Source organism: Flagellimonas marinaquae, from assembly GCF_023716465.1.
In the GTDB taxonomy this organism is placed as follows: domain Bacteria; phylum Bacteroidota; class Bacteroidia; order Flavobacteriales; family Flavobacteriaceae; genus Flagellimonas; species Flagellimonas alginolytica.
In genome coordinates this window covers 3,039,605-3,063,062 of record NZ_CP092415.1, presented here as the reverse complement: position 1 = coordinate 3,063,062, position 23,458 = coordinate 3,039,605, and the positions used below count along the sequence as shown (strand labels likewise).

20 protein-coding genes are annotated in these 23,458 nt (G+C 40.7%); 7 read left to right on the top strand and 13 right to left on the bottom strand.

From position 1 onward, the window contains the following. The first annotated feature begins 12 nt into the window (after positions 1 to 12). Positions 13 to 744 carry an isochorismatase family protein gene (locus tag MJO53_RS13555; protein ID WP_224837075.1) on the top strand — a complete coding sequence of 244 codons (732 nt, stop codon included), beginning with the start codon at positions 13 to 15 and terminating at the stop codon, positions 742 to 744. Positions 745 to 843: 99 nt separating this feature from the next. Here the strand turns inward: MJO53_RS13555 and MJO53_RS13550 are convergent, their stop codons facing one another. The 4 genes from MJO53_RS13550 to MJO53_RS13535 all read right to left on the bottom strand — a co-directional run bounded on the left by MJO53_RS13550 (position 844) and on the right by MJO53_RS13535 (position 6,280). Further along, positions 844 to 1,782 carry an L-histidine N(alpha)-methyltransferase gene (locus tag MJO53_RS13550; protein WP_252079469.1) on the bottom strand — a complete coding sequence of 313 codons (939 nt, stop codon included), beginning with the start codon at positions 1,780 to 1,782 and terminating at the stop codon, positions 844 to 846. Position 1,783: 1 nt separating this feature from the next. Beyond that, a complete protein-coding gene (gene egtB, locus MJO53_RS13545; protein ID WP_252079468.1) occupies positions 1,784 to 2,938 on the bottom strand; it encodes an ergothioneine biosynthesis protein EgtB in 1,155 nt (384 codons plus the stop codon). 60 nt (positions 2,939 to 2,998) lie between these two features. Further along, positions 2,999 to 4,387, bottom strand: a complete 1,389-nt coding sequence (locus MJO53_RS13540; protein ID WP_252079467.1) for a mercuric reductase — start codon at positions 4,385 to 4,387, stop codon at positions 2,999 to 3,001. 639 nt (positions 4,388 to 5,026) lie between these two features. Then, positions 5,027 to 6,280: a spondin domain-containing protein gene (locus tag MJO53_RS13535; RefSeq protein WP_252079466.1), complete on the bottom strand. Its 1,254-nt coding sequence runs from the start codon at positions 6,278 to 6,280 to the stop codon at positions 5,027 to 5,029. A 266-nt stretch (positions 6,281 to 6,546) separates the two neighbouring features. Here MJO53_RS13535 and MJO53_RS13530 point away from each other — a divergent pair, with 266 nt between their 5' ends. The 4 genes from MJO53_RS13530 to MJO53_RS13515 all read left to right on the top strand — a co-directional run bounded on the left by MJO53_RS13530 (position 6,547) and on the right by MJO53_RS13515 (position 9,275). Further along, on the top strand, positions 6,547 to 7,302 hold the full coding sequence (locus tag MJO53_RS13530) for a DUF547 domain-containing protein (protein ID WP_252079465.1): 756 nt from the start codon (positions 6,547 to 6,549) through the stop codon (positions 7,300 to 7,302). Between the two features lie 11 nt (positions 7,303 to 7,313). Next, positions 7,314 to 8,027, top strand: coding sequence for a TIGR04283 family arsenosugar biosynthesis glycosyltransferase (locus tag MJO53_RS13525; protein WP_252079464.1), 714 nt, complete (start codon positions 7,314 to 7,316; stop codon positions 8,025 to 8,027). A gap of 96 nt (positions 8,028 to 8,123) precedes the next feature. Then, the gene (locus MJO53_RS13520; RefSeq protein WP_252079463.1) at positions 8,124 to 8,891 is read left to right on the top strand and encodes an alpha/beta hydrolase family protein; all 768 of its coding nucleotides are present in this window, start codon (positions 8,124 to 8,126) and stop codon (positions 8,889 to 8,891) included. A 9-nt stretch (positions 8,892 to 8,900) separates the two neighbouring features. Beyond that, entirely contained in the window at positions 8,901 to 9,275 is a 375-nt protein-coding gene (locus tag MJO53_RS13515) for a GTPase (protein WP_252079462.1), read from the top strand. A gap of 95 nt (positions 9,276 to 9,370) precedes the next feature. Here MJO53_RS13515 and MJO53_RS13510 read toward each other — a convergent pair whose 3' ends face one another. From MJO53_RS13510 to MJO53_RS13485, 6 genes are all read right to left on the bottom strand, one after another. After that, entirely contained in the window at positions 9,371 to 10,354 is a 984-nt protein-coding gene (locus MJO53_RS13510) for a phosphotransferase (RefSeq protein WP_224837066.1), read from the bottom strand. Between the two features lie 20 nt (positions 10,355 to 10,374). Next, positions 10,375 to 11,436, bottom strand: coding sequence for a nucleoside hydrolase (locus MJO53_RS13505; protein ID WP_252079461.1), 1,062 nt, complete (start codon positions 11,434 to 11,436; stop codon positions 10,375 to 10,377). A gap of 20 nt (positions 11,437 to 11,456) precedes the next feature. Continuing rightward, positions 11,457 to 12,899 (bottom strand): SusD/RagB family nutrient-binding outer membrane lipoprotein, encoded by a 1,443-nt coding sequence (locus MJO53_RS13500; RefSeq protein WP_252079460.1) that lies wholly within the window; start codon positions 12,897 to 12,899, stop codon positions 11,457 to 11,459. 9 nt (positions 12,900 to 12,908) lie between these two features. Then, on the bottom strand, positions 12,909 to 16,160 hold the full coding sequence (locus MJO53_RS13495; protein WP_252079459.1) for a SusC/RagA family TonB-linked outer membrane protein: 3,252 nt from the start codon (positions 16,158 to 16,160) through the stop codon (positions 12,909 to 12,911). 65 nt (positions 16,161 to 16,225) lie between these two features. Then, positions 16,226 to 16,942, bottom strand: a complete 717-nt coding sequence (locus MJO53_RS13490; protein ID WP_252079458.1) for a TIGR04282 family arsenosugar biosynthesis glycosyltransferase — start codon at positions 16,940 to 16,942, stop codon at positions 16,226 to 16,228. Positions 16,943 to 17,220: 278 nt separating this feature from the next. After that, on the bottom strand, positions 17,221 to 18,093 hold the full coding sequence (locus MJO53_RS13485) for a helix-turn-helix domain-containing protein (RefSeq protein ID WP_252079457.1): 873 nt from the start codon (positions 18,091 to 18,093) through the stop codon (positions 17,221 to 17,223). 92 nt (positions 18,094 to 18,185) lie between these two features. On the opposite strand from MJO53_RS13485, the gene MJO53_RS13480 reads away from it, so the two are divergent. After that, a complete protein-coding gene (locus MJO53_RS13480; RefSeq protein WP_224837060.1) occupies positions 18,186 to 18,536 on the top strand; it encodes a DUF983 domain-containing protein in 351 nt (116 codons plus the stop codon). A 272-nt stretch (positions 18,537 to 18,808) separates the two neighbouring features. On the opposite strand, the gene MJO53_RS13475 is transcribed toward MJO53_RS13480, so the two are convergent. Both MJO53_RS13475 and MJO53_RS13470 read right to left on the bottom strand, forming a co-directional pair. Beyond that, complete coding sequence (locus tag MJO53_RS13475; RefSeq protein ID WP_252079456.1) at positions 18,809 to 19,333, bottom strand: YceI family protein; 525 nt, start codon at positions 19,331 to 19,333, stop codon at positions 18,809 to 18,811. Positions 19,334 to 19,373: 40 nt separating this feature from the next. Further along, positions 19,374 to 20,090 carry a pirin family protein gene (locus MJO53_RS13470; RefSeq protein WP_252079455.1) on the bottom strand — a complete coding sequence of 239 codons (717 nt, stop codon included), beginning with the start codon at positions 20,088 to 20,090 and terminating at the stop codon, positions 19,374 to 19,376. A gap of 321 nt (positions 20,091 to 20,411) precedes the next feature. Between MJO53_RS13470 and MJO53_RS13465 the strand changes: the two genes are divergently transcribed. Then, on the top strand, positions 20,412 to 22,529 hold the full coding sequence (locus MJO53_RS13465) for a sigma 54-interacting transcriptional regulator (RefSeq protein WP_252079454.1): 2,118 nt from the start codon (positions 20,412 to 20,414) through the stop codon (positions 22,527 to 22,529). 7 nt (positions 22,530 to 22,536) lie between these two features. Here MJO53_RS13465 and MJO53_RS13460 read toward each other — a convergent pair whose 3' ends face one another. Beyond that, a complete protein-coding gene (locus MJO53_RS13460) occupies positions 22,537 to 23,388 on the bottom strand; it encodes an AraC family transcriptional regulator (RefSeq protein ID WP_252079453.1) in 852 nt (283 codons plus the stop codon). Positions 23,389 to 23,458: the final 70 nt, after the last annotated feature.

The window sequence follows — 23,458 nt, the reverse complement described above, 5'->3', positions numbered from 1 at the left end:
ATCTTTAAAATCATGAAATCAATTTTATTCAATCCTATTGCTTTGTACATTTTCCTCCTTGCTTGTGTCCCCTGCGCCCATGCCCAAATTCCAGACCCCGGATTTACAGTGGACAACACCACGGCCATTGTTATAACCGACCCTCAAAATGATTTTTTGAGCCCCGATGGCGTAACTTGGGGAGTCATTGGAGAGAGTGTGATTAAAAACAATACCGTTGAAAATTTGGAAACACTGTTCCAATTGGCTGAAGCACATGGAATTCAAGTATTTATTTCTCCACATTATTATTACGAGCACGATCACAAATGGAAGTTTGAAGGGGCATTGGAAAAACTAATGCACGACATAGGAATGTTTGACCGAGGCGACCAGCTCAACAAAGAAGGGTTCGAAGGATCCGGTGCTGATTGGCTTCCCCGATACAAAAAATACATCAACAAGGATTTTGTAACGGTAGTAGGTCCCCATAAAGTGTACGGGCCCGAGCAGAACGATCTTAGCTTGCAGTTGAGAAAGCAGAAAATCGATAAGGTTGTTTTGGCGGGAATGTCCGGAAACCTATGTGTAGAATCGCATCTAAGGGAACTGCTGGAAGACGGCTTCGAAGTTGCCGTAGTGGTAGATGCAACAGCTTCTGCCGTTGCTCCCGGGTATGATGGAAACGTAGCCGCAGAAATCAATTATCGTTTTGTGGCCAGCCATGTGTACACCACGGAAGAATTTAAGCAGTCGCTAAAATAAAAGCATCAGAAAACAAGAACAGTCACTAAAAATTGGCAGGGCAATATTGCCCTGCCATTTGTGTTTTGTCACAGTTGAAGCAAATCAATCCATTCCATATTATTGGGGTCGAAACAAAACAAAAGTGTATCCTTTATCCGTATCGAAATACGTTTGTTCAATATTCATTTCGGACTCTTCGGCTACCTCTTCAATATCGCTCAAAAAGAACTTTTTGGAAATTTCGGTATGAATCGCTTCAAAGAGGTCAAAAGAAACTGTGAATCCTTGTGAAAACTCAACAATTTGCTTTTTTAAGCTTACTATTTGACTGGATGCCACGCCCGTAAGTGGGTCATAATATGGAAAATGATCAAATTGCCCAAGGTTGAAGTTTGCACCCAACTCCCTGTTCATCCTTTCCAGTAAGTTAAGGTTGAATTGTTTGGTTATGCCTTTACTATCATCGTAAGCGGCCATAATTTTTCGAGGATGTTTTACCAGGTCGAATGCCACCAAAAAATAATCGGTATCCTTTAGTTTGGATTTAACGAAGGTAAAAAGCTCAGAAATATCACTGCCGGTGTAGTTGCCAATATTGGCCCCTAAAAACATGACAAGTCTTCCATCTTGCGTAGCTGGCATGGTTTTGTAGGTCTCAAAATAATCACCGGCCACACCTTTGTATTTTATTGGCTCTGTTTCACTTTTTATTTCTTTTTCGTTTATGGCCAGGACATTGTCGGAAATATCCATGGCCACATACTCGAGCGAGTTAAAATGCGGCTTAAAATGTTTGAGCAAGTGCTTGGTCTTGGTGCCATCTCCCGCTCCCAGCTCCACAATTTGCAAACGGGAGTGGACCAATGCAATATCGCGGGCCATTTGGACACTTTGGTTTTCAATGATCTGCATTTCGCTACGAGGAAGGTAATACTCCTCCAAATTCATTATTTTTTGATACAGGGCATCTCCCTTTGCATCATAAAAATACCGTGAAGAAAGTGCTTTGGGCGACTTGCGCAGCCCTTCTTTTACATGGTCGAAAAAATCGGACATTCTAATTTTGGTTTTTTACAAGTCGGATCCCAGAAAAGGCCCATCTGCTGGATGCAGGGAAAAAATTACGGTATGTATTTCTTAGGTGGTCATGTGTTGTGGCAACGGATGCTCCCCGTAATATCATTTGGTTTAGCATAAATTTTCCATTGTATTCGCCTATTGCACCCTTGGCCTGGGTAAAGCCCGGGTATGGCAAATGTGCCGAATTGGTCCATTCCCAAAGTTGGCCCCATTCAATCTGTTGTGAAGCAACCTCCCACTCAAATTCGGTTGGTAAGCGCATCCCTTTCCAATTGGCATATGCATATGCCTCGTACATGGATATGTGGGAGACGGGCAATTCAACATTTATTTTGTCCAGTCCGTTGAATTGATATTCGTACCAATCACCGTTTTTATGATGCCAGTGCAGAGGGCTATCGATACCATTATTTTGGATGTAATGCCAACCTTCATCGTGCCAGAGATTGAAGTTTTTGTAACCTCCATCTTCCATAAATTCCAAAAACTCCCCCTTGGTCACCAACTTGTTGCTCATCTGAAAATCTTGGATAAAAACTTTATGGGACGGCCGTTCGTTATCAAAACAAAACGTGTTGCCCTGATGCCCGATTTCATATAATCCTTCCGAAAAGGAAAGCCATTTCTGTTCATGGGACTCTTCTTTAAGACCAAAATAATCTCCTATCGCTGGAAATGTGGGCTGAGTGCCTAAAATATACTTGATATCGTATGCCAATAATTCTTGATGCTGCTGTTCGTGATTGATTCCAATTTCGACTAATTGTAACACCTCAATATCGGGCTTGCTATCCAACAGCTCCTGAATGGCACTAGTTACATATTTTCTATACTCATAGATGACCGAAACACTCGGACGGGTCATAAAGCCCCTATCATGCCTAAGGGTCCTTTCGCCCAAATTATTATAGTAACTATTAAACAAAAAGGCAAAGTCAGGGTGAAATACCTTATAGCTTTGGTCAAAATTTACCAATACAAACTGTTCAAAAAACCATGTGGTATGGGCCAAATGCCATTTTGGAGGTGATACATCCACTATGGGCTGCACTACATAATCTTCTGTTTGTAAGGGACTGCATATGGTTTCAGTTTTTTCTCGAGTCTTTAAAAACTGTTCGGTAAGGTTCATTCTGTGCTATATTTTTTTGATCGATTAAAACTGGACGGTTTTCCTATTTGTTGATTTGCTTTACAATTTAGTCAAAGATTCCAGCATTGTTGGTATCAATTCTGAAACAGTTGGGTGAGGTTGTACAGAATCCCGTATTACCTCATAACTCTTATCGGCATACATAATGTTGATAATTCCGCTGATTATTTCATCACCGCCCACTCCCAATATAGTGGCGCCCAATATTTTTTTTGTGTTGGCGTCCACCACCAAACTCATATAGCCTTCGGTTTCACCTTTTTCCTTGGCGCGTGCTATCTTACTGAACGGTCGATGCCCAATCAGGACATCCAATCCTTTTTCTTCTGCTTCTTTCTTTGTTATCCCGACTCTACCCAAGGGTGGGTCCACAAAAAGGCCATAGGTTAAAATTCTATCGGATACTTTACGGTTTTTACCCTCGAACTTGTTTTCAGCTATAATTTCGTAATCATTGTATGCGGTGTGCGTAAAAGCGCCTTTTCCATTGCAGTCGCCCAAAGCATATATCCCTTGGATGTTGGTTTCCAGGTAATCGTTGACCTCTATGAATCCTTTTTCGTTGGTTTTTACACCGGTTTTTTCGAGTTGTAAGTTTGCGCTATTGGGCCTTCTGCCAACGGCCAGTAAGAGATGGCTACCTTTAATTTCGATAGCTCCTTCTTTAGAACAATTAATTTTGGCAACAATTCCACCGTTCTCATCTTTTTGGGCGGCAATACATTCTGCCCCTAATCTAAAGTCCACGCCTTCTTCCTCCATAATACGTTGGATTGTTTGACTGGTCTCCGGGTCTTCCCTCCCAATTATGGCGCTGCCCCGTTCAATTATTGTGACTTTAGCACCCAATCGGGCGAACATTTGACCAAATTCCAGACCTATATAACTACCTCCAATTACCACTAAATGTTCTGGGATTTCCTCGAGCTCCAAAATACTTTGATTGGTGAGGTAAGGAACATCCCCATAGCCTTCTGGTATAAATGCACTCCCACCAACATTAATGTAAATCTCTTCGGCCGTTAAAAGTTCGTTGTTTACGGCAATCACTTTATGGTCCTCGAAATAAGCTTCGCCTTTAAAAAAACTAATATTTTTATTGTTCTTCACTCCTTGGGCAATCCCATCTACCGATTTTTTTATCAGAGCGTCCTTTCGCGCTTTAATTTTGCCCAGATTGGCTTTTGCTCCAGTCGGGATTTCAATACCGAGTTCGTCGCCATGCTTCGCCTCCCACATGCGCCGAGCACTGGCCACATAAGTTTTGGTGGGCGTACAGCCAACATTTAAACAGGTCCCGCCAAAATGCTCCCGTTCTATAAAAGCAATTTTTTGCCCTGGGGAAGCTAGCTTGAAAACCAACGGGGTTCCCGCCTGTCCGGATCCGATAACAATAGCGTCAAAATTCTTAATTTCTTTAGTGTGCATATTTCGTTTTTAAGTTGTGTTGTTTTCTGACCATTTGGCAATGGATCATTCTTCTATGATTTTAAGTCGTTCTTTTCCCGAATAATTAACCTTTATCTTTTTTTAATGGCTACCTTTCTCCTATTCAATGAAGAATCTTTCTGATTATCAGCTATACAAAAACAACATTGACCCTATCAATTCTTCCTTGGGTATGCTACGATTTATCCAAAACTCACGAATTAAAATCTTTACTTCGAACAAGCCCCTACAACACACTTACTAATCTTTGCGATTGTAAAACAAGATCGAAATAACAATAAAGCCCAACCCGGTTAGTCCTGGAGCTGGTATAGCTGCTTTGTATGAGATAAAAATCATGGCCAGGGATATGAGCAACAATAAAACGAGCAATATATTTTTCATGGTGTATATAGATATTGATGTATTGATTGATTTGACAAGTAAGGGGAAACAATTGACCTTTCCCTATTTGAAAAAGGCAAGTACATTAGAACGGGCCTTCGCTTTCAAAATACAAGATACTGGTTTAAAATTGGAACAAGGTTTGGTATATCTTTCTTTCGGTTGTGTATTAAAAAAAAGGCCATTTCTTTTTACAAAATGGCCCTTCGTAACAACAATCACTATTATGAACTTTTAGTTAGCGGTAATTGTAACCCTGATCATCTGGTCGATTGTGGGGACATGGGCACCGACCGTTTGTTCTATTGCAATGGTTCCATTTTCTTCTTCACCTGTATTCGCAGCAACTTGACGCGTAGGTTGATTGTTTCCAGCACCGGCATATTCATCTACCTCTGTACCGGCATCAACTAGTTCCAATCTATCGGTAATATCTCCGCTAGTGGGAATTCCGTTATTAAACAAGTTAATTTCATTGGCGCCGATCAACCAATCATTGGATTGTACCAACATGGTTGCAAATGATAAAACATCCCCCTCACTTGCTGTAAACTCAAAAGAATAAGATTCTCCTGGAAAAATTGGTCCAGGCCCAGATTTTCCGACAGGTGTATTAAAAATATTGTCAAAACCTGATGGATTCCCATCTTCAGCCATTGCCTCCAAAGCTTCCGAAGCACTACCTCCAATACTATAAACAGCTCCATTTACGCTATAGGCACCTGGTGCAAAAGGTGATACAAATCCACTTTCCGAAGTAAACTGAGTATCCAAAATCGAATTATCACCGTCTTCCGCTATACGCTCCAATCCTTCAGATGATTCAATCCCAGCTGTAAACAATGGGGTTTGTTCTGGGCCACTAACTACCCAAACTCCCGGTGCCAATGGAGTTGCAAAACTTGCAACGTTAGAAACATTTTCTATGGTCATTGTGAACTCTGTTCCCCCATCATGAGTTAAGGTTACCTTTATTACCTCAGCCACTTCCGGATATACAAAACCATCATTCACTTCGGAAATGAGCTTAACTGTACCGTTTTCATCGTCTCCAGTATTTGGCCCTGCTTGCCTTGGAGCCTGATTCACCCCGACTCCTGGCTCCTCATTGACCTCAGTACCAGCGTCCCATAGACTTATATAGGAGGTAACATCTCCAGTCAATGCCTCGCCATTTTCATTATAAAGGGGAACTCCTGCTTCATCAAAGCCATAAAATAGGTCATTGGATTGAACAAACATGGTAGCAAAATTTAAATAATGCCCTTTACCTGCATTAAAAGTGTAGGATTCTGTATTCCCTGGGGCTATAAATCCAATAGTTCCGTTCACAAAATATTGCTTGGTTTCAAATGTGTTTTCAATCGTGACCACAAAATTTCCTGAAGGTATCTCTGGGGAAGCATTACCATTATCATCATTACTGCAACTTGAAAGGCCTATTAATGCGGTCAAGACCAAAATTCTTAAAATAAAACTTGTTTTCATTTATTCTTTAATTTTTATATTATTTGGTCATCGGACCATTATTTTGATATGAAAACTTGTCGCCCATTGTTTTTGTGCCTTACGATAAACTTTTGTTAAAACCCAAAACAGGAAAATACCAACAGTGGGCTTAAGTGACGCTATAAACTGTTTTTATCACCTGTTAAAAATGGAAAACCATTATTTATTAAATTTTAATCCAATGCGGTATGTTAGGACAATCCTTTTAAACCGACTATACTCACCCAATAAAATGTATTCCACACATGAAGTATTTGCTGTTATTCACCATTCTGATTCAAACCATCACCTTGGTTGCGACCCCAACAAAAGACCACGGTAAGCTTATGCCATACGAGACCAACGGGTTCCAAAACCCCACCTACCCGGACCATACGCTTTGGCAATTCTTATTGCAACAGTATGTGGACGATACAGGACAAGTTGACTATAGCGGGCTCTTAAAGGAAAAGCACGTTTTGGAATCCTATGTAAACATCCTGAAAGAGAAACAACCCTCCGGAAATTGGAGCAGAAATGCAAAACTGTCCTATTACATTAACCTGTACAATTCCTATACGGTTTTATTGATCTTGGATAATTATCCAACTAGCAGTATCAAAAAAATCAACCAACCGTGGGACCAAAAATTAATCCCGCTAGGGGGTAATATGATCTCTTTGGGAGACCTTGAGCACGAGATCCTTCGAAAAATGGATGAACCAAGGATTCATTTTGCGATAAATTGTGCGTCGGCTTCGTGCCCAAAACTATTGAACGAGGTCTACCTGTCGGAAACCCTGGACGAACAATTGGAACGCGCCACTTACGAATTCATTGAATCTGATAGAAATCGAATTGAAAAAGACCATTTAGAACTCTCTAAAATATTTAAGTGGTACAAGAACGATTTCTTGGACGGTGACATACGAGCTTACATAAATACCTACACCAATGTAAATATTGCCGAGGATGCCAAAGTAAGCTATTTGGAATACGACTGGAACCTGAACGGTAGGTAACAAAACTTGTTATGATCAGTATTATTATTCCGGTTCTCAACGAATCCAAGGGAATCCGCAAATTGATCGACCATCTTAATGCCAATGCGTTTGGCTATGTAGGGGAGATTATTGTGGTCGATGGTGGAAGCAGTGATGACATTGGAGTGCAACTGACCGGATACTCGAATATCCGATATGTACAATCCAAAAAAGGGAGGGCCAGGCAGATGAATGCCGGTGCAAATATTGCCAAGAGAGACATTCTCTACTTTTTACATGCTGATAGTTTCCCCCCAAAATATTATGACCGGGCAATTTATGAGGTACTCCTTGTAAACAAAAACATCAGGGCCGGTTGTTTTAGGCTTCAATTTGATAGTGGTCACTGGTGGCTAAAACTCATGGGGTGGGCAACTGCGGTCAATCATATATCTTGTAGAGGAGGTGATCAGTCCCTTTTTATGGACCATGACCTATTTTATACCCTGAACGGCTTTAATGAGGATTATGAAGTTTATGAAGATATTGAGCTCATAAAAAGAATCTACAAAAATACCCGGTTCAAAGTGGTCAACGAACCCATTGTTACTTCGGCGAGACACTACAACAACATAGGGGTTTGGAAGCTTCAATGGCTACATTTACGGATTTATGCAAAAAGATGGTTCGGTGCAGATGCCAAAGAGTTAAACTTTTTTTACAACAAGAGCCTTAAATATCTTAAAAGCGGAAGCCGTGAATAAGACCGTAGCCCAACTAGTATACTTCTTTAAAGTGGTTTAATTAGCTGTTCCGACCCATTATGGAAGGAATTTCGAATTCATCCGACCATTACATACATGAAACTGGAAAAGATATCATTTAAAAATAGGCAAGGTCATACATTATCGGCAAAATTGGAGTTACCGTTAACTTCGCCCATATTGGGTTATGCCTTGTTTGCCCATTGCTTTACCTGCAACAAAAACCTTACTGCCGTCAGGAATATAAGTAAGGCTTTGACCAAAAGTGGTATTGCTGTTGTTCGGTTCGATTTTACCGGTCTGGGTGATAGCGAAGGTGAATTTGAAAACACCAATTTCTCTTCTAACGTAGAGGATCTTGAGGATATGGCCGCCCATATACGTGAACATTACGAGTACCCTTCCATGCTTATTGGGCATTCTTTAGGGGGTGCTGCCGCTATTTTTGCGGCCGCCCGTTTACCTCAACTAAAAGCGGTGATCACCATTGGAGCTCCTTCGCAGCCGGAACATGTATCCCATTTGTTAAGGGATAACATAGATCAAATTCTTATGGATGGTGAAGCGTTGGTATCTATTGGAGGTCGAGATTTTAAGGTTAAAAAGCAATTTTTGGAGGACATTAAAAATAAAAATATGGTCCCGATCCTCCAAAGTATAAAAAAGCCTTTATTGGTAATGCACTCACCGCAGGACATGACCGTGTCCATCGAAAATGCCGCTAAAATCTATCAATCCGCAAAGCATCCCAAAAGTTTTGTCTCTTTGGACGGTGCAGACCATTTACTCTCCAACAAGGAAGATTCTCTTTATGCTGGCAAAATTATCGCAGCGTGGTCCCATAGGTATCTATCCCAAAATTAATCGAGCATCATGAAAAACTTTGATCAGGAAATCATTTTTATTTACAATGCCAAATCGGATGTTTTTAGTGTGGTAAGTGATTTTGCCCACAAGATATTTTCTCCATCCACCTATCCATGTTCGTTGTGCCAACTAACCCATGGTCATGTGGGAGTCAATAAAAAGTGGGCCTCGTTTTTGGAAACAATTCCATATAATAAGAGGTTTTTACATAAGGACGAAGCTCTAGAGGTCAATATTGACCTCCTGAACAAACCGTTGCCCATTATTCTGGTAAAAAAGAACACTGGAGAACTATATACACTTTTAAATGCATCGGAATTGGGACAGTTAACTTCGGTAGATGATCTTATCGAAAGGATAAAACATCTTCTAAACAAGTAGTCGAAGTACTCCAAAAATGTTTTGGTACATTAAGAGATAGTCTTCTTTCAATATACAATCCTAAATCATTGGTGGTGGTTAGGCTCCTCAATATATCAAACCAAAAGATCCTTAGCCTCTTGTAAAAGTTCAATGCGCTCCGTGAGACCTATCGACAAGGGCAGTTGCGCCAAACCCAATATACGCCTAAGTATCTCTGTAGCCATAAATTCAAAACAGAGCTCCTTTTGCAGTGGCGCCCTGTCCATGTAACTTTCAAGAGCTTTGTTAAAAATTATTTGTGGCTGTGCGGCCAATTTTAAGTGTGCCAAGGTTACCCCGATCTCAAACTCGGGTTCACCAAAAAAACAGAATTCCGGATCAATGATCCTAACACCTGCATCTGTTTTTAACCAGCTACCGGGAAAATAATCCCCGTGCAGCAATACACTGCCATCCTTTAAATAGCGCTCTCCCAATTGCTCCACCTTCTTTAATAAGGGCACATCCTCTTTATAGCTGTTGCCAATTTCATTTAACCCGGGAAGTATATCATCCAAATTCAATCCATTATTTTTAAGAAATGGGTAAATAAAAATGTGTTCATGGTTAAGTTTGCGCATTTTACGATTGGGAAGTGATCTGCCGGTTTTGCCCAAATGGACACTGGTATGAAGTTCGGCCACAAATCCAATTATTTCTTGTAATTCAACCTCATCCAAACTACTTGCTTCCTCGTACAGAAATGAATAATCCACACCCTCGCCCAAATCCTGTAATTTCAGAACATAATTGTTCACATCGACCCCTCTGAGTTCCGGCATTTGCCGTTTAAGTAAATTATGGTCGGCCACTAAGTTGTAGAACTCGGACTCCCTCATTGCTCTGTCCGCAGGTGCCAAAACCTGTGGGTACTTTTCTACATAATCGCGGCTTTGTTTTAGGATAAAGCTGCCTTGGTCCGTCCTTACTCTAAGTGTAAAGTTCATATTCCCCTCTCCAGGGACTTCCACGGCGGTAATATGTTCATTTGTCCCCAACCATTTTTGTCCATGGAGGTACTCTTCCAGCTCTTTTATATTCTTGGTAATCTTAATCATTTAAAATGCTGCTTTTACACTTAATTTTCATAGGTTTTCAGGAGGCTTTCCATCAATTTTTGATGGTATCCGGGAACAACATCGTAGCAGTAAAGAATCGGATATCCCTCTTCTTTATCACATAAAAGATATTGTTTAAAGTACTGGTTGCCCTTTTGTTCCCTCATATCATTTTTATGGATTTCCAATCGTGCCACAAGGGGTTCCATAATCAAATCTTCCGGTGCAATAAGATAATGGCTGGCCAGCACATCGAACGGATTAAAACCCACATCGCCAGCATCTACCCACTGTTGCAACCATGGTCTGGATTTTTCGGAGAGCCAATTATTTCCTGGGGTCCCGTTTTTCAAATTATCTAAATCCTTGGCCGTTAACCAAACTTTATTTGAAATTTCAAATGGGCATAGAACCACTTTTACCCCACTCTGAAAAAGGATACGGAAAGCATCATTATCTAGGTCGAAATTAAGATCGGGAGCGTGGCGTACCGGATTTCCAATTTCAAAATAAGAAGTAGCGGTCCTACGTCCAGCGACCAGGACAACTTCTTGAATCCTTGGTGCCAGTTCTGGGTACTTTAGCAACAACAAGCCCACATTGGTTGCTGGCCCAATGGCCAATATGGTCAATGGCTCCCTACGCAAGGCTTCTGCCATGGATTCTACCGCGTTGTTCGTTCTTATATCCTGCAAATCCAATTTTTCGCCCGCACCCTTGTACACGGGAATGGGATATGGTGAAAATTCACTTACCATTTCCTTGCTAAGTCTAAATGCATCATCGATCTTGGTATTGCCAAACACAGCACTGATACCCACGACATGAATATGGTCTGCTTTGAATAATTGCAGTACGGCATAACCATCGTCCACATCGCTATACCCATCTCTATGATACCTTTTCATTCCCACTGCTAGATCGGTATCGACCCAAACCCTTTTTTTAGTGATGGACTCCCCACCCCTTGTATAAGGCTCGGCGATATTAACATTGCTCCGGGTAACATTGGCCGCTACTGACAAGGTTGCACTAATTGTGATTATAAATATTAGTATTGGTAATTTAGTAACTCTCTTCATTTTTGATTGTTTTGTTCAGTTTACATTTCCCACCAACTCTTTATATTGATGTTATTCCCTCCCAACCTAGATACGGCCTGTTCATAGTTCTCCCTGTTGGCTGCTTGTTCCGATTCGGGATACAGATAACGTGATGGGTATCTATCGTTGTTAAAGTTGTCTATTCCAGGGCTGAGCTCCGGTATTCCGGTACGACGGATATTGAACCATGCCTCGTGCCCTACCATAAATAGACTCAACCACTTTTGGGTAAGGATTTTTTCCAGATTCTCGTCCATACTCCCATTGAGCGCAATAACCTCCCTAGTGAAATAATCTCCCGGGATTTCCGCATTGTAATATTCAAAATGTGCCCTAATACCGTTTTCGTAGAAGGTTTGGGCATTTCCGGTGATAAATCCCCTTTCCACAGCTTCGGCCAGGGCAAACTGCACTTCTGAATACAACATAAGCTGTGCATCCACTCCATCGGGAACCACCCGAAACCTATCGGACATATTGGACACATCGTTCAGTACAATTCCCATTTCGCTAATTGTCTGGGTACTTAATCCGTTGGGCATCCCCTTGTACTCCGGTGTACCATTGAGAAGACTCTCTTGAGTAGGGTTAAAGAATACATCTATCCTGGGATCGTCCCATTCTTTTAATATCCGTTCCACCGTCTCACTCATTTTTAGACCTTGATAAATACCTGTTGATGCACTGAACAAGGGAAACTGATTTGGAGCGGAGCTCAGATAGGGCAGTATTGCATTATCGGCATTCGATTCCATAAGTTTATTGCCATTGGCCAATTGTTGCAGTCTGTCAAAATCCGAGGTTCTCTTGCTTACTCGGAGATAGTACCGCACTTGGAGTGAATTAGCGAACCGCACCCATTTATTCAGATCATTATTGAACATGATATCCCCACGAATACTTTCGGTGGTATTTTCAAGTTTGACCGCAGCTTTTTCCAGTCGGGCAAGAATTCCGTTCTCCGGGTCTATATAAATACGCTCTTGTGTATCATATTCAGGTGTAAAGTTTGCCTCAGAAAAACGTATGGCATCGGTGTACGGGACATCTCCCCAAATATCGGTGAGTTGTGAAAATAGGTAACTGCGAAGAATTTCGCACACCCCATCATAGGCATCATTATACCCTGGCAAGGTTTTCATTGATTCCAAATCGGCCAAAAGGCCATAGATCAAATTCCAATATCCGCTATTGCTGCCCAGTTCATATCTATCTATGCGTTCAAACTCAATATCTGCATTAAACTGTGCCAAATAGTTATTGAGTCGTAGACCTTGATTGTAGGTATGCTCATTGCTGAAATCGGCAATTACATTGGTCAGCAAAAACTCCGGGCTTACCTCTTGCGGTTCGTTCGGGTTCTCGTTTATGGATTCAAAATCCGTTGTACAACTGATAATGGACAAGCAGGTACAGATTAAAATCAAAGATATATTTTTCATAGTTTTTTCTTAGAAATTGGTCTTTAGGCTTACACCAAAACTTCTGGTGGATGGATAAGAAAAATCCTCAACGCCGTACACAATATTGCGCTCTTGGAGCGCATTGAGCTCTGGGTCGAAATGCGGATTTTCGGTAAACAATAATAAATTGCTGCCAATAAGGCCAAGCTTTAAGTTTTCCACTCCCAAGGATTTTGACATTTTCTGGGGAAAGGTATAGTAGATACTGAGCTGCCTTAATTTAACATAAGAGGCATCGTACAGGGCACTGGCCTCATTCCCTCTATCGTAAAATGCATTGTTGAACCTACTTGCCGCTACTGCTGTAGTATTGGGGACATATTGGGGGCTGTCCACCGTCCCAATATTGACCACACCATTTCCCACTACGCCATTACCATCTACAAACTGTGTGCTTTCCGATCCCCCTTCACGGCCCAACAGGGTTTCCTGCAATACTCCGGAGGTACTTCCCAATGCCTTGGTTCGGGACACGATGGTGCCTCCTTGCCGCCAATCGAACAAAATGGTAAAGTCAAAATTTTTATAAGAAAAGTTGTTATTGAAGCCCAAGGTAAAATCTGGATTATAATTGCCCAGTTTGCGCAAATTGGCATCCTGAACGGGCAATCCATTGCTGTCGTAAAGATCTTGCCCATCTATCTGTACAAACCCCGTACCGTACATATCGCCTACGCGTCCGCCTTCTCTGGCTATGTAGAATACGGTATTGGAACCTCCGCTACCGCTAAAAACACTTGCTGTAGCCGTCACAAATTGATCTACCCCATCTGGCAGTTCCGTAACCACACTCCTAAAAGTGCCAAAGTTTACCGATGTGTTCCAGGTAAAACTGTTTGTTTTTACCGGGGAAGCGCTCAGCATCAACTCGAGCCCGCGCGTGCGTATCTCCCCACCGTTCTCATTAAAACTATTAAAACCTGTCGCATTGGAAATGGGCCTTGAGATGATCTGATCCTTACTGATATTTTGATAGGCAGAACCCTCAAATTGTATTCTTCCATTTAAGAACCATGTTTCGAGGCCTAGTTCATAGGCATCCAAACGTTCCGGTTTTAAATTGGTGTTTTTTAGCACGGTTCTGTTCGTTACCCTAAAATTGGGGCCATAATTCCCATTTAGCCGAAAGGTCTGCGTATTTTGAAATGGATCGGTATCGTTACCTACCGATGCCGCACTAAACCTAAGTTTTAGATACGTAATGTCTTTGGGCAGCTCAAATGCATTGGAGGCAATAAAGCTCAATCCGGCGGAATAGTAACCAAAGGAATTATTACCTGTGGGCAGGGTACTGCTCCAATCGTTCCTAAAAGTGAAATCGGCATATAACTGGTTCCGATAGGCAAAATTGGCCGTACCATAAATACTGTTAATTCTTTTGTCTAGCTTTTCGCTATTTCCCAATAAAGGGGCCCTGGAATTGGCCAAGGTATATATTTCCGGAATTGCCAATTGTGATGCTTCGGCGTAGGAATAGTTGATTTTTTGATCTAGGCGATTGGCTCCTGCTGTTAGAACATAATTCCAATTTTCGTTAAAACTATTGGTATAGGTAAACAAAAAATCGGTGTTCAATTCTGTAAAACGGACATTGTCCTTTCGAAAAGATCCAAATGGGTTGGCATTGGTACTTACCGCACGACGGAACTCCCTGTCATCATTATAGGTATCCAAACCACCCCGTACCTTTAACGATAGGTGCTCTGAAAAATCGTAGGTTGCAGACACATTGCCCAGAACCCGATTCTTAGTAAAACTATTGGTGTTCTCGAAGAGGGTAAGATAGGGGTTGGTCAGCCATAAATAATTAATATCAAAATGTTGCCTACCCGTCTGTCCCGCTTGCCAATAATCCCTAAGAGAATCAATATTGGTCTGTCTACCTGTCCAATTAAACCCATAAAGTACATTCTCATATCCGTACCCTAAATTGGGTCTATTGCCACTTCGTGTATTAATGTAGTTTACAAAAGTGCTCAGTTTAAGCCTATCGCTCAAAAATTGATCAACACTCAATGCAATACCGTCTCTTTTTAGATCCGTATTCGGCAAAATGCCTTCATTGCGCAAATTACTGTAGGATACGCGCGTACTTCCCTTATCGGTGGTGTTGCTAATGGCAATATTATTTTGATAGGTTATTCCGGTTTCAAAAAAGTTGCGGACATTATCCGGTCTGGCCACCCATGGTGTTGGGCTAATGGGTGTAAAGGAACCGTCTGGCAATGTTCGAGAAATCACGTCGCCTGCGCGAACGGGATTCCCGTTGATGTCCACCGAAGGGCTATCGAACTGTGGTATTAGTAGCCCTGCATCCAATCTTGGGCCATAACTGCTGATTCCGCCGTCACCAACTCCGGCACCCGTACCATTTTGAAAAGCGTAGGCCCCATTAGATCCCAATCCATATACATTTTGATAATCCGGTAAGGTCAACAAAGTTTCTATGGTGAAATTACTATTGATGCTTACTCCAAAGCCTTTGGCCCTATTGCCCCGTTTTGTAGTGATCAAGACCACCCCATTTGCAGCTCTTGCCCCATAGAGCGCAGCCGAGCCAGCTCCTTTTAAAACAGAAATGGATTCTATGTCGTCCGGACTAAATTCGGAACTTCCGTTACCAAAATCGACCTCTTGCAAGGCACCATTATTTACAAGGTCGCTTGTGATTTGTTCGTTGCTTATCGGTACACCATCCACCACGAAAAGGGGCTGATTGCTTCCGCTCAACGAGTTTTCCCCTCGTATTATGATCCTAGAGGATGAGCCCACACCACTGGAACCATTGGTAATCTGTACCCCAGCTACCTGCCCTGCCAAACTATTGACCAGATTGGTCTGCGGAACCGTAACCAACTTATCCGAACTTACTGTGGATACGGCAGATACCAAGGCACGTTTATCCTTCTCGATTCCCAAAGCGGTCACTACGACTTCGTCCAGTTGTTCTTGGGAGGGTTCCATAATGAGCGAAAGTGGCAGGGTCCCGTCCTCCACTAGAACTGTCAATGGCCTGTATCCTATTGAAGAAATTTGTAGCGTAAATTTTTTGGATGAGGTTGTCAACTCAAAGTAACCATCTTCGTCGGTGGATGTATAGTTTTGAGTCCCTTCTTCATAAACCGCGGCATAGGGTATGGGCAATTGATTGTGGTCCAGCACTCTGGAGCTGTACGTGCTTTCCTGTGCAAACAAGGCAAACACATAGCATTGCAATACTGCAATCAGTATTGGTCTCATATGTTTATGGTTAAATTAATTGATGATGTTATGCAGTAGCTCTACCTACTGTCCGTTATATTCTGCTAAAAAGAATTGAAAACGGGCGGTGCCCTTAACCCTATATTTGAAAGATGTAGTGCCAATGGAACTGCTTCAAGAGTTCGTTTCCATTTGCGATTGAGCGATGCTATCAGTAATTTGAATAACTTGCTCAGTAAAGAGGTAGGATTAGATTTTGCATAGTCCTCCAAATCTTTCCGGGAATCAATATCGGAAAGCTCCCTTAAAATTTCAACATCTATTTTATGAGTGTCGATATGATCCTTTAGACTGTCCAGCAAAAAGGAAGTTTGCCAACGGAAGTTCAGAAATGTTCCGTGGTGAAATATTTCCTTGCTCAGACCAATCAAATAAACACCTCCATCTTTGGATGGACCCAGTACCATTTTGTTTGATTCCAACTTATGCACGGCATCTTGTAAAAGTTGGGTGGTCAAATCCGGACTATCGTTCCCAATGGAGATTACATTATCGTAACCTGCATCAAACAGTTTTTGAAAAGCATTTGTAAAACGGCTTGAAAAATTATTGCCTATTTGTTCGTGCTCATCTACCCAATAAAAATCGACACCACATTGCGTAGCCAAATTTCTCGTGTTGGCGATCAGTAAATTGAATAAGGCTTCCTGTTCTTCCGGCCTATGACCATCGCCAATGGGCTTCCTCACTACTTCCTTCTTAGCGGATAAGGAAAATACAAGCAGCGCTGTATTGTTCGGGTCCATTTTCTTGTTGATCATTTCTTGGAGTTATATGCCGTCCATTCAGTATTGTTCGTGGAACATGGTATAGGTCGACAACAATTTGCAATACTTACCAAAAATCTTAAAAAAGACCTAAATACAGTATTCGATTAGTGCCCCAAAATCCATAAATCACCTCTGCATCAGCACCTTATATTAGTTACATCAAACCAAAAAAATAGGTGTTAAATACAATTTACGCTAGGGTTTTGTCCTTTGTAGCCCGTTTAAGCAAGGGGGGCGACCATCAAAAGATTGCGGTTAATTCAAATAAATTATTTGTAGGACTCCTGGAAAGCCTTAGGCGTAATTCCTGTTCTGGCTTTAAAATATTTTGAAAAATAGGCATAATCGGAAAATTCCAGCGCATAGGCTACATCTGCCAAATTATGTTTGGAGTGTACAATTAACCGTTTGGCTTCCAGTACTACCCTTTCGGAAATAAGTTCGGTAGTTGTTTTGTTCACGGTTTGCTTTACCACTCTATTGAGGTGCTTTGTGGTAATGTTCAATTGCTCAGCATAAAATTTAGGTAGCTTTTCCTCTTTAAAATTTTTATCGATCAAAATTTCCAAACGATCCAATAATGCCGTGCTTTGTGTATAGTTAATATGATCCAAATCTATTTGGGAGGCATATATCCGAGAAAGTTGGATGTAGATATCATTTATCAAGCCTAGGATTTTAATCTCACGCATCATTCTATTATCACGATATTCGGCAATTGCCTCCTGAAATTTCATTTGCAACACCGGTATTTCACTTGTTGGAACTTTAAGCATTGGGGGATTCTGTTGCGAACCGTAAAATGGAAAAATGGAAAGGGAGTGTCCTAGGAACCTTAGATTATAAAAGGCTTGTGAATGAAAAAAAATGATTCCCTCCGGTTTGGTATCGAATTTCCAATAATGGGTCTGCCCCGGTTTTAAAAAGAATACCCTTCCGGGACCAATCCGGTAGGTCTTAAAATCGACCTCATGGGTACCGGTACCCTCCAAAAAAAGAACGCACAAGTAAAAATCATGGCTATGTGGTTTATCGATAAGGCATCGGTTAAACTCCAAATGACGAGAAAAGGAATTAACATACACCTCGTTCATCCTTTTTGATTCTCGGAAATTTTGAATATTTAAAACCGGTATTTTCATAACTATGTCCGAATAGTACAAATATATGGGAATATGCCACACACAGGAATGTATCCTAAAGTCGCAATTTTGTTGAATCAATTAAAGTTGCGATGAAAAAAGTAGAAAATATATTCCAATGCAAATGTCCCAAATGTAATACTGGAGATATTTTTCAGCATCCTAAATCAAGATTTCCTTTTAGGATTCCAAAAATGCACGAAAGATGCCCTCATTGCAATTATAAATTTGAAAGGGAAACAGGATTCTTCTTTGGGGCCATGTTCGTAAGTTATGCCCTTGCAGCTGCCGAGATGATTGCTTGTCTGGTTATTTTCTGGTATTTGGCCGGTTTTTCCCCTCTCAGCGTATTCTTTATTATCGCTATTATGGCAGCAGTTTTAAGCTCGCTCAACTTTAAACTTTCCAGGTCTATTTGGATTTACTTGTTTTATCGGGACTAGATTGTCTCAGAACAAAGTAGACCTTGCTGCGGTTCGTCTTTTGGCTTCTGTTACGACCAAACATTAAAGAAAAGTCAATTTCTTTTAAGAAGAAGTAATCCAATTTTGCGATTGGGCAGTCACAAGCCCTTGGGTTAAGATATATGCTTGGCCTTTGCAGTATTATTAAAAAACTTACCCCTAGTAAATGTAATATAGGTACATAGTAGTGTTTCTAAATTAAAAATTGGACCAAAAGGAACTTCATCCTATTGGCCCAACGACTCAACCATCTATGCTTTAAAAAACTGCACGTTCAATTGTAGTTTTACGGTATCACTTACCACTATTTTACCAGCTTCGGTAACGGCGCTCCACGTAAGATCAAAGTCTTTTCTATTTATGGCCCCCGAAATATCGAAGCCTGCTTTGGTTTGTCCGTATGGATCTATTGCCACTCCATTAAAATCCACATCCAAACTTACTTCTTTAGTGATGTTTTTTATGGTCAAGTCTCCAACTAAAGTGCTGCCATCAAATGATTTTGATTCAAACTTTAACTCCGGATAGGCTTCTGCATTGAAAAAATCATCTGATTTTAAGTGTGCATCTCTATCGGAATTTTTAGTGTTGATAGAATCCGTTTGTGCTGTAAAAGAAAAGCTTGCGCCTTTAAAATCCTCATTTTCCGTTTCCACCGAGGCACTATAGTCTTCAAAATAGCCTGTTACGGTAGAAATCATCATATGCTTTACCTTAAAAGCAATTTCAGAGTGTGCGTTATCAATGTTCCAATTTGTTTTTACTGCTGTTTCCATAAACTGATTTTTATTATTTAAAATGAATTATACTTTCTATTTACAGTGACATAGGAACTTCCATCAACAACAATTCGGTGTTGGAATCTGCCGTGATGTTGAGTTCATTTACATCCCAAATCCCAAATCCATCCCTGGAATTTAAAGCTTGATTGTTTACGGTTGCATCGCCTTTGAGTACAAAAACGTACACGCCGTTTTCTCCTGGTTTTTTTAAATTGTAGGTCAGAGATTTTCCTTGATCCAAATCGGTCATATTAAACCAGGCATCTTGATGGATCCAAACACCGGCATCGTCAGGATTTGGTGACAATACTTGTTGGAATTGATTTTTTCTATCGGCAGTGTTCAGCGTAATCTGATCATACCTTGGAGCAACATTTTCCTTATTGGGAAATACCCAGATTTGCAAAAACTTCACCTGTTGGTCTTTGTTTTTGTTGTACTCTGAATGCGTAATCCCCGTACCGGCACTCAACACCTGAATGTCGCCCGACTTGATCACCGCGACATTGTCCATACTATCCTTGTGTTCCAAATCACCTTCCAAGGGGATAGAAATAATTTCCATGTTTTGATGTGGATGTGTGCCAAAGCCCATACCTGCTGCTACGGTATCATCATTCAATACGCGAAGTACCCCAAAGTTCATACGCTCCGGATTGTGGTAATTGGCAAAACTAAAAGTGTGTTTGGAGTGCAACCATCCGTGGTTGGCATCTCCCCTACTGTCCGCCTTGTGTACTACTGTGTTCATAGTTTTGTATTCTTTATTTGGTAAATGGTTAAAACCGATGTTCTCTCTTGTCCAGTTTGGTGGTTCCTTCTCTTCTTTTGTGTTGCTTAACGCTCGTAACCCCAAGAAAGAAAGACCTGTACCTGCAATTGACTTTAAAAGAAAACTTTTGCGATTCATTGTTTTTGTTTGACAAGGTATAAGCCAACAGCGTGCCATAATTTTAAAATTCTGAATAACAGTATTTTACAAAAATTTATTTTATTTTATTATGCTCATTTTTGAGAATATTCTTATATATGAGAAATATATTGTACTTTTTTAGTGCTTAAAATGGAGCTTATGGCTAAGAATCAAGAGAGTTTAGAGATAAAAGAGTGGTTGGTAGAGACCTTGCCCTATGAAGTGATGTGGATGGACGAGAACGGTAAAATAGTATATGCCAATACTAAGTTTTGTAACCGGTTAGGGTACAACAAGTCAGTAATAACAGGGCTTTCTATTTTTGACATTAACCCCACATCTTCACCGGAAAGTTGGAAAAAACACTGGGAATTGGTCCAAAAAAAAGGAATTCATCGATTTAAGGAAACCCATAAAAACAAAAGCGGCAAATATTACGAAGTAGAGGTTTTTGCTCAATTTTTCTCAAATAACAGAAAAAAATTAATTTGTGCCATTGTCAACGATATTTCGGAATCAAGTTTCTACCAAAAATTAATGGATAACACCCAAACCATAGCTAATGTTGGTGGTTGGGAGCTCAACCTTCAAGATGGTTCCATTGTAGCCACATCCGAAGCTTTACAAATGTTCGAGGCACAGAATGTAGATGACCTTACGCCTCCAAAAATCATTCATCAATTTAAAGACCCCGAGCATATTAAATCCCTGTTAAGCAATACCATACGAAAAGGCGAAGCATACGATGAAGTGTTGGAAACTGCACATAATCCTCCTCGATTTATGAGGTGCGTGGCCAAACCCGTCTTAAAAGGTGATAAAATTTATAAGCTCATTGGGGTTTACCAAGATGTCACAGAACAGCAACTCAAGGAAAACAACCTACAGCTCTATAAAGAAGTTATTGGTAATGCCGAAGATATTGTTTATGTGGTTAAAAAGAACGGGGACCTATTTCATCACAACAAGGCCGCAAAAGCACAATTGGGATTTAACGAGGGCCAATTAAACAATGCTTCCATTTTTGATCTAGACCCTGGGATTACCAAAGAATGGTGGGAAAATCATTTTAATGATGTGGTAGAAAAGGGGTCCATCCGGTTTGAATGGCTTGCCGTACGAAAAAATGGCACCAAATTTCCTGTGGACATCACAGCCAATCATTTACGCTACAACGATGAAGACTATAATTGCGCCATAATCCGGGATATTTCCGAGCGGAAGGTAAGAGACTTGGAACTGTTCCAGGCTCTGGAAGAAATCAAATCCCTGAAAGATCGATTAGCAAATGAAAATGAGTATTTACAAGAAGAGATTAACAGTAAAATCAATTTCAATAACATTATCTGTACCAGTGAGGCTTATGAGAAAGTCTTGCAATTGGTAGACCAAGTTGCTCCTACCGATACTACTGTTTTAATCACCGGTGAATCTGGAACAGGTAAAGAATTACTCGCCAGTGCTATCCATAATAACAGTATGCGTAAAGACAGGCCACTGATTAAAATTAATTGTGCCACCCTACCTAAAGAGCTGATTGAAAGTGAATTGTTTGGGCATAAAAAAGGGGCGTTTACAGGTGCTGTTGCCGATAAAGTTGGTAAATTCTCGTTAGCCGATGGTGGCACCATTTTTTTAGATGAAATAGGTGAAATGCCGATTGATCTACAACCAAAATTGCTACGTGTATTACAGGAAGGTGAGTTTGATGAATTAGGTGGCAATAAAACTATAAAAGTAAATGTTCGTGTAGTAGCAGCCACCAATAGGCATTTGGAAGACATGATAAAAGAAGGAACGTTTCGCGAAGATTTATATTACCGCCTAAATGTGTTTCCTATTCATAATATTCCTTTGCGCGCCAGAAAAGAGGACATCCCTATGTTGGCACAATACTTTTTAGAAAAATATTCGGCAAAAGCCGGCAAAGCATTTAAACGCTTATCGAAAAAAACGGTTGAAGCCTTAATGGCTTATAACTTTCCGGGCAACATTCGTGAGTTGGAAAATTTAATTGAACGTGCCGTAATTATTGAAAATGGTACTACGCTGAATCCTGGACAATGGATACCACAAACTGATAATATCATTCCAACAGAAGATTTTAAACCGTTCGAAACCATGCAACGCGATTACATTATCGATGTGCTAAATTATACCAATTGGCGTGTGAGTGGAAACAAAGGTGCAGCAACCATTTTAAACATGAATGCCAAAACCTTGTTTGCCAAAATGAAGCGTTTGGGTATAGAGAAAGAGGTGCAGTTAAAGCGTTAAACACATTCTATCTCCTATACTGAGATGGCGTTACCCCGGTATGCTTTTTAAACAATCGCGAAAAGTAAGTGGGATAATCGAATCCTAGGTTGTATCCAATCTCCGCAATGGATTTGTCATAGCTCTGTAATTGATGTTTCGCTTCGATTATGATTTTTTCCTGTATAAGCTCGGATGCCGTTTTGCCGGTATGGTGCTTGATCAAATCACCAAAATAGTTTACGGAAAGGTTCAATTTTTCAGCAAAATAATTTACGGATGGCAATTGGGTATTTCCGTCCGAATAATATTTGTTCAGCTCCTTTTTAAAGGTCATCACCACTTTATTGTACAAGGGTTGTCGGGTTTCAAACTGTCTTTTATAGCATTTACCAATGTAGGTGAAAATGAGGTTACTATAGGCAATGAGCAAATCCAGCTCGTAGGTGTCCTTTTTGTATTCCGTTAGAATTTGTTCATAAAGGGTTTCCAACTGTTGCTGCTCATCTTCGGTTAGGAACAAGGCCTCCCCTATCTCATACTGAAAAAAGCTAAAATCAATATTGTATTCCTGCAACAGCACAGGGGAAATGAGCATATGGTAGCCCTTCCAAGGTTCGGTGGCATCCCATTCAAAAACTTGGTTCGGTTTTACAAAATATAAGAAGGCGGCATCCCGATCGAACTCCGTACTTCCAAAACAGTGCAGACCGGTCACATTGCGTTTAAAGGCCATCATATACCAATCTGTGGTGATGGGTTCACTTTTTAAACGTAGATTTTCAAACTCGTCATACTTTACCACATCGATCAACTCCTTTTTTGGAGCGGTGTACCCAACATAATGATTGAATTCCTTTAAACTTTTAAAATGCGTCATCTCTTAAAAACTAAAATAGACTGTAGTACCAAAGATAGCACTACAGTCCAGTATTTCTAAATTACCTTAC

Excerpts from the sequence above, each read along its gene's own strand:
- MJO53_RS13555 (WP_224837075.1), top strand. The coding sequence starts at position 13 with ATGAAATCAATTTTATTCAATCCTATTGCTTTGTACATTTTCCTCCTT.
- MJO53_RS13550 (WP_252079469.1), bottom strand. The coding sequence starts at position 1,782 with ATGTCCGATTTTTTCGACCATGTAAAAGAAGGGCTGCGCAAGTCGCCC.
- egtB (WP_252079468.1), bottom strand. The coding sequence starts at position 2,938 with ATGAACCTTACCGAACAGTTTTTAAAGACTCGAGAAAAAACTGAAACC.
- MJO53_RS13540 (WP_252079467.1), bottom strand. The coding sequence starts at position 4,387 with ATGCACACTAAAGAAATTAAGAATTTTGACGCTATTGTTATCGGATCC.
- MJO53_RS13535 (WP_252079466.1), bottom strand. The coding sequence starts at position 6,280 with ATGAAAACAAGTTTTATTTTAAGAATTTTGGTCTTGACCGCATTAATA.
- MJO53_RS13530 (WP_252079465.1), top strand. The coding sequence starts at position 6,547 with ATGAAGTATTTGCTGTTATTCACCATTCTGATTCAAACCATCACCTTG.
- MJO53_RS13525 (WP_252079464.1), top strand. The coding sequence starts at position 7,314 with ATGATCAGTATTATTATTCCGGTTCTCAACGAATCCAAGGGAATCCGC.
- MJO53_RS13520 (WP_252079463.1), top strand. The coding sequence starts at position 8,124 with ATGAAACTGGAAAAGATATCATTTAAAAATAGGCAAGGTCATACATTA.
- MJO53_RS13515 (WP_252079462.1), top strand. The coding sequence starts at position 8,901 with ATGAAAAACTTTGATCAGGAAATCATTTTTATTTACAATGCCAAATCG.
- MJO53_RS13510 (WP_224837066.1), bottom strand. The coding sequence starts at position 10,354 with ATGATTAAGATTACCAAGAATATAAAAGAGCTGGAAGAGTACCTCCAT.
- MJO53_RS13505 (WP_252079461.1), bottom strand. The coding sequence starts at position 11,436 with ATGAAGAGAGTTACTAAATTACCAATACTAATATTTATAATCACAATT.
- MJO53_RS13500 (WP_252079460.1), bottom strand. The coding sequence starts at position 12,899 with ATGAAAAATATATCTTTGATTTTAATCTGTACCTGCTTGTCCATTATC.
- MJO53_RS13495 (WP_252079459.1), bottom strand. The coding sequence starts at position 16,160 with ATGAGACCAATACTGATTGCAGTATTGCAATGCTATGTGTTTGCCTTG.
- MJO53_RS13490 (WP_252079458.1), bottom strand. The coding sequence starts at position 16,942 with ATGATCAACAAGAAAATGGACCCGAACAATACAGCGCTGCTTGTATTT.
- MJO53_RS13485 (WP_252079457.1), bottom strand. The coding sequence starts at position 18,093 with ATGAAAATACCGGTTTTAAATATTCAAAATTTCCGAGAATCAAAAAGG.
- MJO53_RS13480 (WP_224837060.1), top strand. The coding sequence starts at position 18,186 with ATGAAAAAAGTAGAAAATATATTCCAATGCAAATGTCCCAAATGTAAT.
- MJO53_RS13475 (WP_252079456.1), bottom strand. The coding sequence starts at position 19,333 with ATGGAAACAGCAGTAAAAACAAATTGGAACATTGATAACGCACACTCT.
- MJO53_RS13470 (WP_252079455.1), bottom strand. The coding sequence starts at position 20,090 with ATGAACACAGTAGTACACAAGGCGGACAGTAGGGGAGATGCCAACCAC.
- MJO53_RS13465 (WP_252079454.1), top strand. The coding sequence starts at position 20,412 with ATGGCTAAGAATCAAGAGAGTTTAGAGATAAAAGAGTGGTTGGTAGAG.
- MJO53_RS13460 (WP_252079453.1), bottom strand. The coding sequence starts at position 23,388 with ATGACGCATTTTAAAAGTTTAAAGGAATTCAATCATTATGTTGGGTAC.